12 protein-coding genes and 1 pseudogene are annotated in these 15,585 nt (G+C 60.6%); 6 read left to right on the top strand and 7 right to left on the bottom strand.

Features of this window, described 5'->3' with window-relative positions:
* Positions 1-11 precede the first annotated feature (11 nt).
* The 5 genes from ACYZUC_RS10775 (at position 12) to ACYZUC_RS10755 (ending at position 3,965) form a co-directional block, all read left to right on the top strand.
* Complete coding sequence (locus ACYZUC_RS10775) at positions 12-1,007, top strand: zinc transporter ZntB (RefSeq protein ID WP_461995609.1); 996 nt, start codon at positions 12-14, stop codon at positions 1,005-1,007.
* Between the two features lie 63 nt (positions 1,008-1,070).
* On the top strand, positions 1,071-1,319 hold the full coding sequence (locus ACYZUC_RS10770; RefSeq protein WP_007944521.1) for a hypothetical protein: 249 nt from the start codon (positions 1,071-1,073) through the stop codon (positions 1,317-1,319).
* A gap of 2 nt (positions 1,320-1,321) precedes the next feature.
* Positions 1,322-2,146, top strand: a complete 825-nt coding sequence (locus ACYZUC_RS10765) for a mechanosensitive ion channel family protein (protein ID WP_008027407.1) — start codon at positions 1,322-1,324, stop codon at positions 2,144-2,146.
* Positions 2,147-2,232: 86 nt separating this feature from the next.
* Complete coding sequence (gene sigX / locus ACYZUC_RS10760) at positions 2,233-2,823, top strand: RNA polymerase sigma factor SigX (RefSeq protein WP_461995607.1); 591 nt, start codon at positions 2,233-2,235, stop codon at positions 2,821-2,823.
* A 107-nt stretch (positions 2,824-2,930) separates the two neighbouring features.
* Positions 2,931-3,965 (top strand): OmpA family protein, encoded by a 1,035-nt coding sequence (locus ACYZUC_RS10755; RefSeq protein ID WP_008027405.1) that lies wholly within the window; start codon positions 2,931-2,933, stop codon positions 3,963-3,965.
* 125 nt (positions 3,966-4,090) lie between these two features.
* Here ACYZUC_RS10755 and cobA read toward each other — a convergent pair whose 3' ends face one another.
* From cobA to ACYZUC_RS10720, 7 genes and pseudogenes are all read right to left on the bottom strand, one after another.
* Complete coding sequence (cobA, locus tag ACYZUC_RS10750; RefSeq protein WP_461995605.1) at positions 4,091-4,861, bottom strand: uroporphyrinogen-III C-methyltransferase; 771 nt, start codon at positions 4,859-4,861, stop codon at positions 4,091-4,093.
* Between the two features lie 10 nt (positions 4,862-4,871).
* Positions 4,872-7,589 (bottom strand): nitrate reductase, encoded by a 2,718-nt coding sequence (locus ACYZUC_RS10745; RefSeq protein WP_461995603.1) that lies wholly within the window; start codon positions 7,587-7,589, stop codon positions 4,872-4,874.
* Positions 7,590-7,609: 20 nt separating this feature from the next.
* Positions 7,610-8,809 (bottom strand): annotated as a pseudogene (locus tag ACYZUC_RS10740) (NAD(P)/FAD-dependent oxidoreductase); the annotation flags it as partial.
* Between the two features lie 413 nt (positions 8,810-9,222).
* Entirely contained in the window at positions 9,223-10,893 is a 1,671-nt protein-coding gene (locus tag ACYZUC_RS10735; RefSeq protein ID WP_461995601.1) for a protein kinase domain-containing protein, read from the bottom strand.
* A gap of 7 nt (positions 10,894-10,900) precedes the next feature.
* A complete protein-coding gene (locus ACYZUC_RS10730; RefSeq protein ID WP_461995599.1) occupies positions 10,901-12,112 on the bottom strand; it encodes a nitrate/nitrite transporter in 1,212 nt (403 codons plus the stop codon).
* A gap of 315 nt (positions 12,113-12,427) precedes the next feature.
* Positions 12,428-13,003 (bottom strand): ANTAR domain-containing response regulator, encoded by a 576-nt coding sequence (locus ACYZUC_RS10725; RefSeq protein ID WP_008027390.1) that lies wholly within the window; start codon positions 13,001-13,003, stop codon positions 12,428-12,430.
* Positions 13,004-13,018: 15 nt separating this feature from the next.
* Positions 13,019-14,230, bottom strand: coding sequence for a CmpA/NrtA family ABC transporter substrate-binding protein (locus ACYZUC_RS10720; protein ID WP_461995597.1), 1,212 nt, complete (start codon positions 14,228-14,230; stop codon positions 13,019-13,021).
* A gap of 229 nt (positions 14,231-14,459) precedes the next feature.
* Here ACYZUC_RS10720 and ACYZUC_RS10715 point away from each other — a divergent pair, with 229 nt between their 5' ends.
* On the top strand, positions 14,460-15,479 hold the full coding sequence (locus tag ACYZUC_RS10715; RefSeq protein WP_032832392.1) for a quinone-dependent dihydroorotate dehydrogenase: 1,020 nt from the start codon (positions 14,460-14,462) through the stop codon (positions 15,477-15,479).
* Positions 15,480-15,585: the final 106 nt, after the last annotated feature.

Below are 15,585 nucleotides of genomic sequence, written 5' to 3'. Positions count from 1 at the left end.
AAGGGGTGAGGATGTTCGAGGAAGAAAACGCGCAGTGGGGGCTGGTGCATGCCCTGGTGCTGGATGGTAAAGGCGGCGCGCGTTCGATAGCCCGGACTGAACTCGATGACTTGCAGCTTCAGGCCCATGAAAGCCTGTGGCTGCACTGGGATCGCAGTCATCCGCAAACCCAGACCTGGCTGCGCAAATCCAGCGGTCTGAGCGAGTTCAGCTGTGATCTGCTGCTGGAAGAAAACACCCGTCCGCGTCTCTTACAGCTTTCCGACAGCGAACTGCTGCTATTTTTGCGTGGGGTCAACCTCAACCCTGGGGCCGAGCCGGAAGACATGGTCTCGGTGCGGATCTTCGCCTCGGCACAGCGGGTTATTTCCCTGCGCCTGCGTCCATTGCGCGCCACCGACGAGTTGATGGTGCAGCTCGCGGAAGGCAAGGGGCCGAAGACCGCCTCCGAACTCATCCTTTATATGGCCCAGTACCTCACCAACAAAGTGCAGGATCTGGTCAGTTGCCTCTCGGAAGTGGTCGATGAGGAAGAAGAAAAACTGGATGCCGACGAACGGTATTCACCCGAGCATGACTCCATTTTGCAGATCCGTCGCAGGGCTGCTGCGCTGAAACGTTTCCTGGCACCGCAGCGGGATATTTTCGGACAACTGACCCGGATAAAACTGCCCTGGTTTGTCGAAGATGACGGCGACTACTGGAACGAATTGAACAACAGCCTGACCCGCTATCTCGAGGAGCTGGAATTGACCCGGGAGCGTGTGGGGCTGGTCCTCGAGGCCGAGGACAGGCGTTTGAGCGTGCGCATGAATCGCACGATGTACCGCTTCGGGATCATCACCGGAATCTTTTTGCCGATGAGTTTTCTGACCGGTCTTTTGGGTATCAACGTCGGCGGTATTCCGTTCTCTGCCAGCCCGTATGGCTTCCTGATTGCCTGCCTGATGATGATCTCGGTGGCACTGGGGCAGTGGTGGTTATTCCGACGTTTGCGCTGGGTATGACGATGCGCCATGTGACCCGGGTAAATTTGACCGCGTCTTTCACAGACATCACGAGAGGTGCGTATGCACGATCCGTTTGAACAGTCTTTGCGTGACATGCTGAACGCTTCGCCGTCCACCCGCGACGACGATGCGTGCCTTGGGCGTGTCCTGAAAACCGCCAACCGCCAGGTCGGCGCCGGCGATCTGTTCAGCCTGCTGGGCCGCTGGTTGCCCGCGCTGATGATCGCCTTGAACAACGGATCGGCTCACGTCTCGCCGGTTTCCCGTCACCGTAAACCTACCGTTCGCACTGCTGATAAGGCTGATTGAATATGGAACTTGATCTCTGGACTCAGAGCCTCGTCACTGCAATGACTGCGTTATGGACCAAGGTTGCGAATTTCATTCCGAACCTGTTCGGCGCACTGGTCGTGCTGCTGTTGGGTTTCGTCGTGGCGAAACTTTTGGATACTTTGCTGTCCAAGTTGCTCGCCAAGCTCGGTCTCGACCGCTTGATGGGCGGCACCGGTCTGACAAAATTGCTGTCCCGGGCCGGCCTTCAAGTGCCGATTTCGACGCTGATAGGCAAAATTGTCTACTGGTTCGTTCTGCTGATTTTTCTGGTTTCCGCAGCAGAATCGCTTGGACTTGAGCGAGTTTCGGCTACGCTGGACATGCTTGCGCTGTATTTGCCGAAAGTATTTGGCGCCGCGCTGGTGCTGTTGGTAGGTGTTTTGCTGGCACAACTGGCCAATGGGCTGGTGCGAGGTGCGGCAGAGGGCGTAGGGCTGGATTACGCCGCCGGGCTGGGGCGAATTGCCCAGGGCCTGGTGATTATCATCAGTATTTCGGTCGCAATCAGCCAGTTGGAGGTCAAGACTGACCTGCTCAACCATGTGATTGTGATCGTTTTGATTACCGTTGGTCTGGCAGTAGCGCTGGCCATGGGGTTGGGAAGCCGGGAAATTGCCGGCCAGATTCTTGCGGGAATCTATGTGCGTGAGTTGTATCAGGTTGGGCAACAAGTGCGTGTTGGCGAGGTCGAAGGTCAGATCGAAGAGATCGGCACGGTTAAGACCACATTGCTGACCGATGAGGGTGAGCTAGTCTCTCTCTCCAATCGGATTCTCCTGGAGCAGCATGTGAGTAGCCGCTAACCCGGCAAACCCTGCTAATGTATGCCGCCGCAAAATGCCCTGAAGGGCTGCGGCGGACATTGACCTGACTGTCGGCCCGACTTGTTTTGAATAAAGCTCAATCGCTAACCACGCGCTACGACCCCCGCGAGCTCTCTGATGAGGAGTTGGTCGCGCGCTCGCATACCGAGCTGTTTCACGTAACGCGCGCCTATGAAGAATTGATGCGGCGTTACCAACGAACATTATTTAACGTTTGTGCGCGGTATCTTGGGAACGATCGCGATGCAGACGATGTCTGTCAGGAAGTGATGTTGAAGGTGTTGTATGGCTTGAAGAACTTCGAAGGTAAATCGAAGTTCAAGACATGGCTATATAGCATCACGTACAACGAGTGCATCACACAGTATCGGAAAGAACGGCGAAAGCGTCGCTTGATGGACGCATTGAGTCTGGACCCCCTCGAGGAAGCGTCTGAAGAGAAGGCGCCGAAACCCGAGGAGAAGGGCGGACTTGATCGCTGGCTAGTGTATGTGAACCCGATTGACCGTGAAATTCTGGTGCTACGATTTGTCGCAGAGCTGGAGTTTCAGGAGATCGCAGACATCATGCACATGGGTTTGAGTGCGACAAAAATGCGTTACAAACGCGCTCTAGACAAATTGCGTGAGAAATTTGCAGGCATTGCTGAAACTTAGTTCGGCGCAAATATCTCTTACGTGTAGGCAAGTTCTGATAGACTTGCCGCCGAGTTGTCCCCCGGTTTGCGGGACTGCTTCACAATCACCAGATGGGGATTTAACGGATGAAACTGAAAAACACCTTGGGCTTGGCCATTGGTTCTCTTATTGCGGCCACTTCGTTCGGCGCATTGGCACAAGGCCAAGGCGCAGTTGAAATCGAAGGCTTTGCAAAGAAAGAGTATTACGATAGCCAGCGCGATTTCAAAAACGACGGCAACCTGTTCGGTGGTTCGGTTGGTTACTTCCTGACCGACGACGTTGAACTGCGTCTGGGCTACGACGAAGTGCACAACGTTCGTAGCGAGTCGGGCAAGAACATCAAGGGCTCCAACACTGCCCTGGACGCTCTGTACCACTTCAACAACCCAGGCGACATGCTGCGTCCGTACGTATCCGCTGGCTTCTCCGATCAGAGCATCGGTCAGAACGATCGCGGTGGTCGTAACGGTTCCACCTTCGCCAACGTTGGCGGCGGTGCCAAGCTGTACTTCACTGACAATTTCTACGCCCGTGCCGGTGTTGAAGCTCAGTACAACATCGACCAAGGTGACACCGAGTGGGCTCCAAGCGTCGGTATCGGTGTGAACTTCGGTGGCGGCTCCAAGCCTGCAGCTGCTCCAGTTCCAGCACCAGCTGAAGTCTGCTCCGACAGCGACAACGATGGCGTTTGCGACAACGTTGACAAGTGCCCGGACACCCCAGCCAACGTAACTGTTGACGCTGATGGCTGCCCAGCAGTTGCCGAAGTCGTTCGTGTTGAGCTGGACGTTAAGTTCGATTTCGACAAATCTGTTGTTAAAACCAACAGCTACGGCGACATCAAGAACCTGGCTGACTTTATGAAGCAGTACCCATCCACCACCACTACTGTTGAAGGTCACACTGACAACGTCGGTCCTGACGCTTACAACCAGAAACTGTCCGAGCGTCGTGCAAACGCCGTTAAGCAAGTTCTGACCAACCAGTACGGTGTTGAATCGTCCCGCGTTCAGTCTGTTGGCTACGGCGAATCCCGCCCAGTTGCTGACAACAAAACTGACGCTGGCCGCGCTGTAAACCGTCGCGTAGAAGCGCAGGTTGAAGCTCAAGCTAAGTAATTAGCCCGCAGCTCTGAGAAAAGCCCGGCTTAGGCCGGGCTTTTCTTTGCCTGCGATTTGGGTTTTCGAATCACCGGCCCCCTGTAGGAGCCGGCTTGCCGGCGATGGTCGTCAACGATGACGCGTTAAGCCTGACACGCTGAGGTGATCTCAGGTTCTTCGCCAGCGAGCTGGCTCCTACAGGTTTCGGGGTGTGCCGCTACAACACCGATCACCAGAATCGCCGGGCTTTTCAACTCAAAGTCGCAGGCATCTTCCTCCATCGCTGTCAGATCGCTCCGACATTCCCGTTGATGCGGCAAGGAAGCGTTTTCAATCATCGCCACCGGCGTATCCGCCGCCATCCCTCCGGCCAGCAGTTGCTCGCGAATTTCACTGAGCTTCGCCACGCCCATGTACACCACCAGCGTTGTGCCACTTTGCGCCAGGGCTTGCCAATTCAGGCTGCTGCCATCCTGAGTGTGGGCGGTGACCAGCGTCACGCCGCGCGCCACGCCCCGCAGGGTCAATGGAATATCGCATTGCGTCGCACCGGCGAGCCCGGCGGTGATGCCATTGACCAACTCCACGTCGACCCCGCGTTCGCGCAGCCACTGCGCTTCTTCACCGCCCCGCCCAAAAATGCACGGATCGCCACCCTTGAGCCGCACGACGCATTTGCCGTGGCGGGCATAACGCAGCATCAATCGATGAATGAACGCCTGAGGCGTCGAGCGACAACCACCGCGCTTGCCCACCGGAATGATCCGCGCCTGCGGGCAATGTTCCAGCACGGCGCCATTCACCAGATCGTCGATCAGCACCACATCCGCTTCGCTCAGCGCCCTGACGGCTTTGAGGGTCAGCAATTCCGGGTCACCAGGACCCGCACCCACCAGCCAGACTTTTGCGTTCATAGTGTTTTCCTCACGAGATGACGGCGATCGGCTGTGCCGTGGCGGCCAGCAAACGCTTGATTTCCGGTACGCACGAGCCGCATTGCGTGCCGCAGCCCAATTCCTGTTTCAACCCCTGCAAATCCAGGCCTCGACGGATACCGGCACAGACCGCGCCTTGGCTGACGTTTTTGCAGTTGCACAGGGTTTTAGTGCCGGCAACCGATGTGGTGGCGTTGCCCGGTGGTGCGCTCAGCGGTGCAAGCAGCCACCGCCGCAGCTGTTCATCGGCGCGACCTTCCAGCCAAAGGTCCTGCAGCCAGTGCTGCGCGAGTGTTTCGCCGGCCAGGCGAATCGCGGTGATCCGGCCGTGCTCGATCCGCACCCGTTTGCCGATGGCGCGCCGTGGGTCGTCGTACGCCAGGACCGGACCTTCATTGAGCCCAAGGCAACGGTCGATTTCGCATAACAATTGCGGATCTGGCGCTGTGGCGCTGGCAGCGCGTATGAGCAACGCAGGGCGCTCACGACCGGCGAGGCTGAGGCTGACGTAGGAAAACGCCTCACAGAGCGGTCGTAGCGTCTCAAAATGCTGTTGAACATCGCCCTCAATCAGTACGAAAAGGTTCCAGGGCAAATGCACGGGGTCGATTCGTACGCCGCTGTGTTTGAGTTCCGGTTGTTTCGACAACGGATCGAATGCCGGTTGGGTGAGCGCATTGACCCCGCCCTTCAGGAACCGGTCGCCCCAATGCATCGGCAGAAACGCCTGTCCCGGACGCACGCTGTCGTCGCTGCCGACGGCGACAATCACCGCGCCGCGACGGCTTTTCAAACTGACCAGTTCTCCCGGTTGCAGTCCATGGCGATGCAATTCATCCGGGTGCAGGCTCAGCACGGCTTCGCTGACATGACCGAACAACTGCGCGGCAGTGCCGGTGCGGCTCATGCCGTGCCATTGATCGCGCAGGCGGCCGGTGATCAGGGTCAGCGGGAATTGCCCATCGCGTTGTTCCTTGGCGGCAAGGTACGGATCGGCCAAGAACCGGGCACGCCCGTTGGCAGTCGGGAAAATTCCGTCCCGATACAGTCGGGCCGTCCCTTCACGGGCGCCGGCGGGAAACGGCCATTGCTGTGGACCGAGACGATCAATCAGCTCATGACTGATGCCGGACAAGTCCAGATCCCGGTCGCGCGTCAGGAGTTTGTACTCATCGAAGACCTGTGCCGGGGTGTCGAACGCAAACAGACTGGGTTGTCCGGGACGCAGGTATTTTTCCAGGCGTTGTGCGAAATCCACTGTAATTGCCCAGTCGGAACGCGTTTCTCCGGGGGCGACAATCGCCCGGCGAACGTGGGAAATCCGCCGTTCGGAGTTGGTCACCGTGCCGTCCTTTTCACCCCAACTGGCGGCAGGCAGCAGCAGGTCGGCGAACGCGGCGGTTTCGGTGGTGCGAAAGGCTTCCTGCAACACCACGAACGGGCAGGCTTGCAGCGCCTCGCGCACGGCGCTCTGGTCTGGCATCGATTGCGCGGGGTTGGTGCAGGCGATCCACAGGGCTTTGATGGTGCCGTTGCGAACCTGCTCAAACAGTTCGATCGCCGTGAGCCCGGTGTTTGCCGGCAGTTGATCCACGCCCCAGTAGGCTGCGACTTCTGCACGATGCTCGGCATTGGCCGCTTCGCGATGGCCCGGCAGCAGGTTCGACAGGCTGCCGGTTTCGCGGCCACCCATGGCATTTGGCTGACCGGTCAGGGAGAAAGGTCCTGCGCCAGGACGGCCGATCTGCCCGGTGGCCAGGTGCAGGTTGATCAAGGCACTGTTTTTTGCACTGCCGGCGGTGGACTGGTTCATACCCATGCACCACAGCGACAGAAAGCTTGGCGAGGTACCGACCCACTCGGCGCATTGCTGCAGTTGCTCGACGCTGATCCCGCACAGCTGCGAGACCATTGGCGGCGTGTAATCGCGTACCAGGTTCTTCAGTTCGGCCAGGCCTTCGGTGTGGGCCTCGATGAAGTCGCGGTCGATCCAGTCTTCCCACAGCAGCAGGTACAAAATCCCATGGAACAAGGCGACATCGGTGCCCGGAAGAATCGCCAGATGCAGGTCAGCCAGGTCACAGGTATCCGTACGACGCGGATCGATGACGATGACTTTCATCTGTGGTCGGCGGGATTTGGCCTCTTCCAGGCGACGAAACAGGACCGGGTGGGCGTAGGCCATGTTACTGCCGACGATCATCACGCAGTCGCTTGACTCAAGGTCTTCGTAACTACATGGCGGTGCATCGGCGCCGAGGCTGCGCTTGTAGCCGACCACTGCCGATGACATGCACAGGCGCGAATTGCTGTCGATGTTGTTGGTGCCGACCAACGCTCGCGCCAGTTTGTTGAAACTGTAGTAATCCTCGGTCAGCAACTGCCCGGAGATGTAAAACGCCACGCTGTCCGGGCCGTGTTCGGCGATGGTTTCGGCGAACACGCTGGCAGCGTGATCAAGGGCGGTGTCCCAGTCGGTGCGGCTGCGGGCCAGGCCTTTGCCCAGGCGCAGTTCCGGGTACAGCGCTCGGGCCGCGAGGTCGCCGGTCAAGTGCAGGGTCGAGCCCTTGCTGCACAGCTTGCCGAAGTTGGCCGGGTGGGCCGGATCGCCGCTGACGCCGAGGATGCGCTCGCCGTCATGCTCGATCAGCACGCCGCAGCCGACCCCGCAGTAGCAACAGGTGGAGGCGGTGATCTGGCGGTTCATCAGCTGGCTTCCCGCAGGGTTTCACCAAACATCAGGTGATTGCGGATTTCGTCGATATTTCGGTTCTCGCGAATCTGCCGGAAATACCAACCACCATCGGTCGTGTCGCCGTACAGGCAGGCCCCGACCAGCACGTCGTCCTTGATCACCAGTTTTTTGTAGATCCCGCCGATCGGGTCGGAAAGGGTGATGGTTTCGGTGCCTTCGCCGCCCATGAAATCGCCGGCGGAGAACAGGTCGATGCCGGTGACTTTCAATTTGGTCGAGGTCACCGAGCCTTTGTAGCTGGCGAAGCCAAGCTGTGCGAGATGGTTGGCGCAGACCTTGGCCTGTTCGAACAGCGGCGCCACCAGGCCGTAGGCGATGCCGCGATGGCTGGCGCATTCGCCGATGGCGTAAACCCGTGGGTCGTAGGTTTGCAGGGTGTCGTTGACCAGAATCCCACGGTTGCACGGGAGCCCGGAGCGTTCCGCGAGTTCGGTCGCGGGGCGGATGCCGGCGGCCATCACCACCAGGTCGGCGGGGATGCGCTCGCCGTTCTTGAACTCGACCGAGCCGACCCGGCCATTGCCGGTATCGTGCAGGGTCTGGGTTTGCTCGCGCAGGCGAAAGTGCAGGCCACGGTCTTCTAGCGCGGTTTGCAGCAATCGGCCGCTGATGTTGTCCAGTTGCCGTTCCAGCAACCATTCGCCGTTGTGCACCACGGTGACGTGCATGCCGCGCAGCATCAGGCCATTGGCCGCTTCCAGGCCGAGCAGGCCGCCGCCGATGACCACCGCGTGCTTGTGGGTTTTTGCGGTGTTGATCATGGCTTGGGTGTCGGCGATGTCGCGGTAGCCGATTACGCCGTGCAACGTGTTGCCCGGGATCGGCAGGATGAACGGGGTCGAGCCGGTGGCAATCAGCAGGCGGTCGTATTCGGCCTCGGTGCCGTCGTCGGCGATGACCCGACGTTTGATCCGGTCGATCTCTACGACTCTGCGGTTGAGCAGCAACTTGATGTTGTTGTCCAGGTACCAGTCCAGGTCGTTGAGCGCGATCTCTTCGAAGGTTTGCTCGCCGGCCAGTACGGGCGACAGCAGGATGCGGTTGTAGTTGGTATGGGGTTCGGCACCGAAGACCGTGATGTCGTACAGCTCGTTGCTCAGCTTGAGCAGCTCTTCCAGGGTGCGAACCCCGGCCATGCCGTTGCCGATCATCACCAGTTTTAGTTTTTTCATCAGGTTCTCCGGGGAGCTCGGACCTGCCTCGACAGGGCGTTCAGGTCGTGCTCGACAAATTTTGCGCAAACAAAAAAAGGCGTCTCGCTAGTTGCCTAGCGAGGACGCCTTTGTCCTGGTCCCGTTCTCTCGGGAAGCGCATCCTTCGTCGTTGAAGGCTGGGCTTTATGTCTGTTGAGAGAGGTAATGCAGTGGTTGTGCCAAGTTGTCCTGCACCCGGTTTTGTTGGCTCGGAGTGCTTAATCAAAGGGGGCTTCTGCACCGAATCGAAGCGTGGTGCCCGCTAATGGAGCGGGTTGTTGATGGATGTGTGGTGGCTGTCAGTCCGCCTTCGCGAGCAAGCTCAGCTCCTACAGGTCGATCAACCCGCAACCTGTAGGAGCTGAGCTTGCTCGCGAAGGACGCGACTCGGTCTAGCCGCGAAACAGCAAAACCAGCAGCACCACATTCACCAGCAGCGCCACCAACGCCAACGTCCGCCAGACCTTCACTGGCTCGCGCTCCAGCAGCGGCCGGGGCCGCACGCTCAAACTGCGTCGTTCACCCTGTTCCAGCACCAATAACCATTCTTCCGCGGTTTCGAATCGCTCCGCGGGGTCCGCCGCCACCGCGCGCTCCAGGCTTTGTGCGATCCACTCGGGCAGGTCCGGGCGGTAGCGACTGGCGCTGACCGGTACACCAAACCGTGGACGCTGGAACGCTTCGATTTCGCCGTAGGGATAATGCCCGGTGAGCAGGAAATACAAGGTCACGCCGGCCGCATACAGATCCTGTTGCGGGCTCGGCGCGTCACCGCGAAAAGCTTCCGGCGCAATGTAACTGGGGGTTCCGGGCAGGGTCGAGGCCTGATCTTCAGACAGGCCAGGGCAGTAGGCCAGGCCGAAATCCAGCAATCGCAGCTCGCCGTCATCCCCCAGCAGCAGATTCTCTGGTTTGATGTCGCGATGCAGAATCTGCCGTCGATGCAGCATACCGACCGCCCGCAGCAAACGTTCCGCCAGATCCTGCCATTGGGCCAGCGGCAGCGTTGTGGTTCGCTCAGCCAGTTGCGCCAAAGTCGAGCCGGAATATTCACGCATCACGTAGTACAAATGCTGACGCTGACTGGCGGCATGGACTTCAGGGAAATGCCGGCCGGCCACGCGCTTGAGAAACCATTCCTCCGACAGCAAGGCTTGCCCGGCCAGGTGATCGTCGCGCAACGCGCCGGGCAGGGTTTTCAGCAGCCAGGGTTGTTGCTGAGCGTCGCGCACCCGATAGAGCAGCGACTGCTGGCTTTGGCCGAGTATTCCTTCGACGTGCCAGCCCTCAAACGTCTGGCCCGGTTTCAGCGCTGGCGGCAGTGGCCATTGCTGCACATGAATCAACGCATCGCCGATGCTCGTTTCACCGAGGGCGTCGACCCGCACCAATAATGCGCTGGCGTTGTCCTGACTGCCCGCCAGATGCGCCGCATTCACCAGGGTTTGCGCGGCGCTGTGCAGATCCGGTTGATCGCGCAGAATCGCCGAAATAGCGGTGTCGCCCAGCACAGCCCAGATGCCGTCGCTGAGCAGCACGAAATGCTCATTCAGCCGCAGTTCGCCATCGAGAAAATCCAGCACCAGATGCTGGTCGAGGCCGAGCGCCCGTTTGAGCACATGCTGCATGCCCGGTTGGTCCCAGACGTGGTCCTCCGTGACCCGCTGCAATTGATCGGCGTGCCAGCGATAAACCCTGCAGTCACCGACATGCGCCAAGGTAAAACGCCTGCCGCGCATGACCAGGGCGCTGACAGTGGTCAACAGCGGTTGCCCACCGCCATTGGCCTGCAACCAGCGATTTTGCGCCAGCAGCAAACGATCCAGTGCCTGGGCGACACCCCAGGTTTCCGGGGTGGCGTAGTAGTCCAGCGCCAGTGCCTGCAAGGTCGAGCGCGCCGCGAGACCGCCATCGGCGCACTGGCTGACGCCGTCGGCGATGGCGAACAGGTAACCCTTGCTCGCCGCCAGTGCCGGGGCCGGCGTCACCAGGCGCAGGGCGTCCTGGTTCTCCTCGCGCGGACCGATGGCGCTGGCTTCGGCAAAACTCAGTTGCAGGCTCATTCAGCCCTCACACCCGCGCAGCAGTGACGGCCGCCGAACCCCAAGTCGTTCTCCAGCGACGCTTCACGCCGTGCAGGCCGAACCAGGCGAGGACGCCGAGGCTGGCGAACAACCACAGCGCCAGTTGATAACTGCCGGTGCTTTGCTTGATCGCGCCCATGCCTGCCGCGAGGGCGAAGCCGCCGATGCCACCGGCCATGCCGATCAAACCGGTCATCACACCGATCTCTCGACGAAAACGTTGCGGGACCAATTGGAAAACCGCGCCGTTACCGGCACCCAGACCGAGCATCGTGCAGACGAAAAGTGCCAGCGCCGCGTAGGAACTCGGCAAGTTGAAACCCACTGCCGCAATGCAGATCGCCGCCACCGTGTACATCGCCAGCAATGTGCGAATCCCGCCGAAGCGGTCGGCCAGTGCGCCGCCCAGAGGCCGCATCAAACTGCCGCCAAACACGCAGGCTGCCGTGTAGTAACCGGCAGTCACCGGACTCAGGCCGTATTGGTCGTTGAAGTAGCCGGGCAGGGCGCTGGCCAGGCCGATGAAGCCGCCAAAGGTCACGCTGTAGAAAAACATGAACCACCAGCTGTCGCGGTCGCCCAGGGCTTTGAAGTAGTCGGACACCGACTTGGCTTTCGGCCGCTCAGGCGCGTTTTTGGCCAGCCAGGCGAAGACGATGATGGTCAGGATCAGCGGAATCAGCGCGAAGCCAAACACGTTGCTCCAGCCGAACGCGGCAGCCAGCACCGGAGCGATCAGCGCGGCGAGCACGGTGCCCGAGTTACCGGCCCCGGCGATGCCCATGGCCTTGCCTTGATGCTGCGGCGGATACCACTGCGACGCCAACGGCAGGGCCACGGCGAACGACGCGCCCGCCATGCCGAGGAACAGGCCCAGCAGCAGCGCTTGTTCGTAACTGTGGATGCCGTGCTTCCAGGCAACGAACAGGGCGCAGATGACGATCACCTGGCCGATCAGCCCGGCGGTTTTTGGCGACAGGCGATCCGCCAGCATGCCCATGATAAAGCGCAGTACGGCCCCGGCCAGAATCGGCGTGGCCACCACCAGCCCGCGTTGTTGGGTGGTCAGGTGCAGGTCGGCGGCGATCTGCACCGCCAGAGGGCCGAGCAGGTACCAGACCATGAAACTCAGGTCGAAATAGAGGAAGGCCGCGAACAGGGTCGGGGTATGGCCGGATTTCCAGAAGCTTGAATTCATCGCGCACCTCAGCTGTGAGTCGTCTCGAGAAGGAGTCATGAGCTTGCAGGTGGGGCGCCGCAACGGCCGCACCACCGGCCCCGGTCTGTGGGGCCAAAACAAAAAAACGCCGCCACCCGATTCGCCATGGGCAAATGAGGTGAGCGACGTCTTTGTCGTAGGTGGGGCAACCGCCGTTGGTTACCTGTAGTGATTGCTTAGCGAGATTTGTGCCAACAGTGTGAGACCGAGTCGCGTCGATTCGCGGGCAAGCCTCGCTCCTACAAGTATTGCGCTTGCTCTTGTAGGAGCGAGGCTTGCCCGCGAAGGCGTCCTTCAGCCGAGCAATTCACTCATCGCAATGATCTGCTCCGCCACCTGAATCAGCTTCTGCTGCCGGCTCATGGCCTGGCGGCGCATCAGCGTGTAGGCCTCTTCTTCGTTGCAGTCCTTCATCTTCATCAGCAGCCCCTTGGCCAGCTCGATGCGCTTGCGCTCGGCCAGCTGCTGGTCGCGGGCGTGCAGTTGCGCGCGCAGGGCCTGGTCGCTTTCGAAGCGTGCCATGGCCACGTCGAGAATCGGCTGCAAGCGTTGTGCGTGGATGCCTTCGACGATGTAGGCGCTGACCCCGGACTTGATCGCCTGACGCATCACGTCGGGGTCATGTTCGTCGGTAAACATCACAATTGGCCGTGGCTGGTCTCGACTCACCAGCACCACTTGCTCCATCACATCGCGGCTCGGTGACTCGGTATCGATCAAAATCACATCCGGACGCACCGTTTCGACGCGCGCGGGCAGGTCGATGGTCAGGCCGGACTCGTCGATGACCTCGAATCCGGCTTCGGTCAGGGCGGCCTTCAAGCGGCCGACTTTCTTCGCGGTGTCGTTGATCAGCAGGATACGCAACATGTTCGCAGTCTCCTGTCAGCGGCTGGCGAGTAGGGGCGAGCTGTCGCTCATGGCGTGCAGTTTGAAGCTGCGGGCATACCCGGCCGGGTCCGAGCCGTCCCAGATTTTGCCGTCGATCAACTGGCTGCTGCGCATTTCCCTGGCCGAAGAATCGACACCGACCGCGCTGGCGGCCTCTCGATACAAGTCTAGTTGCTGGACCTGACGGGCCACGGCGAGGTAGTCCGGGTCGTCGCGCAGCAAACCCCAGCGGCGGAACTGGGTCATGAACCACATGCCATCGGACAGGTAAGGCTGATTGACCTCGCCGGCGCCATGGAAGCGCAGCGCGTGCGGGTCTTGCCATTGGTTGCCGAGGCCGTCGGCGTAGTCGCCGAGCAAACGCGGTTCGATGCAGTCGAGCGGCGCGTCCAGGTATTGGGGGGCGCTCAGCAACTGCGCGGTGCTGCGGCGATTCTCGACGCTTTCTTCAATGAAGCGGCTGGCCTCCAGAATCGCCTTCACCAGCGCCCGGGCGGTGTTGGGGTATTGCTCGACGAAGGCGCGGGTGCAGCCGAGGACTTTTTCCGGATGATCGGGCCAGATGGTCTGGGTCGTTGCCATGGTGAAGCCGAGATTGTGTTTCACGGCGCTGGCGGACCACGGTTCACCGACGCAGAAACCATCGATTCGCCCGGCTTGCAGGTGCGCGACCATTTGCGGCGGCGGCACCACCACACTGTCGACGTCGTGCAGCGGATGAATGCCTTGGCTCGCCAGCCAGTAATACAGCCACATGGCGTGGGTGCCGGTCGGAAAAGTCTGGGCGAAGGTGAGTTTTGGGCGAGTTTGGTGCACGTGTCGATCCAGTGCTTCAGGACCGGTCACGCCCAACGCCTGCAAACCGTGGGAAAGGTTGATGCTCTGGCCGTTCTGGTTCAGGCCCATGAGCACCGCCATTTCGGTCGGCGCCACGCCGCCGATGCCCAGGTGCACGGCGTAGATCAAACCGTACAGGCTGTGGGCGGCATCGAGTTCGCCGCTGACCAGTTTGTCCCGCAGGTTGGCCCAGGAAGACTGGCGCTTGAGATTCAAGGTCAGGCCGTAGGGCTGGGCGAAGCCCTGAGTGGCGGCGACCACCACCGAGGCGCAATCGCTCAAGGCCATGAAACCGAGGTTGATGTCGGTCTTTTCCGGGGCATCGCTGCCGTTGACCCAGGCCAGAGGGCCCGCTGTGGTTTCATTCATGGCAAAACACCTTCCAAAAAAAGCGTCGTCCCAGGCCTTCGCGCAAGCAAAGCCGGGTGACGACGCCATTGTCCTTCCACTCATCCCGCCGTTGGCATGAGTGCTGATGCCTGTGTTGGTGCAAGGCATATGCCATCGCTTGCTGATTTTGTCGCGCGCCTCGCTTGCGACCCCGATGCCCGGCTATAATCGCCGCCTCATTTCGCCGCCATTCGAGTCAACGCCGCCCATGTACACCCTGGCCCGTCAGCTGTTGTTCAAACTTTCCCCGGAAACCTCCCACGATCTGTCCCTGGACCTGATCGGCGCGGGCGGGCGTTTGGGCCTCAACGGCTTGCTGTGCAAGGCGCCGGCAAAAATGCCGGTAAGCGTCATGGGTCTGGACTTCCCGAACCCGGTGGGTCTGGCAGCCGGTCTGGACAAGAACGGCGCGGCCATCGACGGTTTTGCCCAGTTGGGTTTTGGTTTTGTCGAAATCGGCACCATCACGCCGCGTCCGCAGCCGGGCAATCCGAAGCCACGGATTTTCCGTCTGCCGGAAGCCGAGGCGATCATCAACCGCATGGGCTTCAACAACCTCGGCGTCGATCACTTGCTGGCCCGCGTGGCTGCGGCCAAATACAAGGGCGTGCTGGGCATCAACATCGGCAAGAACTTCGATACCCCGGTCGAGCGTGCGGTCGACGATTACCTGATCTGCCTGGACAAGGTCTACGCCCACGCCAGCTATGTGACGGTCAACGTCAGCTCGCCGAATACCCCGGGCCTGCGCAGCCTGCAGTTCGGCGATTCGCTCAAGCAATTGCTGGCTGACCTGGCGACTCGTCGTGCCGAGCTGGCATTGCGTCACGGCAAACATGTTCCGTTGGCGATCAAGATCGCACCGGACATGACCGACGAAGAAACCGCACAAGTCGCGCAAGCGCTGATCGAAACCGGGATGGACGCGGTGATCGCCACCAACACCACCCTGAGCCGCGTCGGCGTCGAAGGCATGGAATACGGTGACGAGGCGGGCGGTCTGTCCGGCGCACCGGTTCGTGACAAGAGCACCCACACCGTGAAGGTGCTGGCGGCTGAGTTGGCGGGTCGCTTGCCGATCATCGCCGTGGGTGGCATCACCGAAGGCAAGCATGCCGCCGAGAAAATCGCGGCGGGTGCGAGCCTGGTGCAGCTCTATTCCGGCTTCATCTACAAAGGCCCGGCGCTGATTCGCGAGTCCGTGGACGCCATCGCCGCCCTGCGCTAAACCCCGTACCTGTAGGAGCGGCCGGGCGGCGTTCCGTTTGCCAGCGAAGGCGTCCTGACGATCGCTTTCGCCGGCAAGCCGTGCTCCTACAAGGTCGTTGGCGTCT

The organism is Pseudomonas sp. GT1P32, assembly GCF_054897805.1.
Note: the sequence above shows the minus strand (reverse complement) of the source record. Positions and strands in the feature narration are given on the sequence as shown.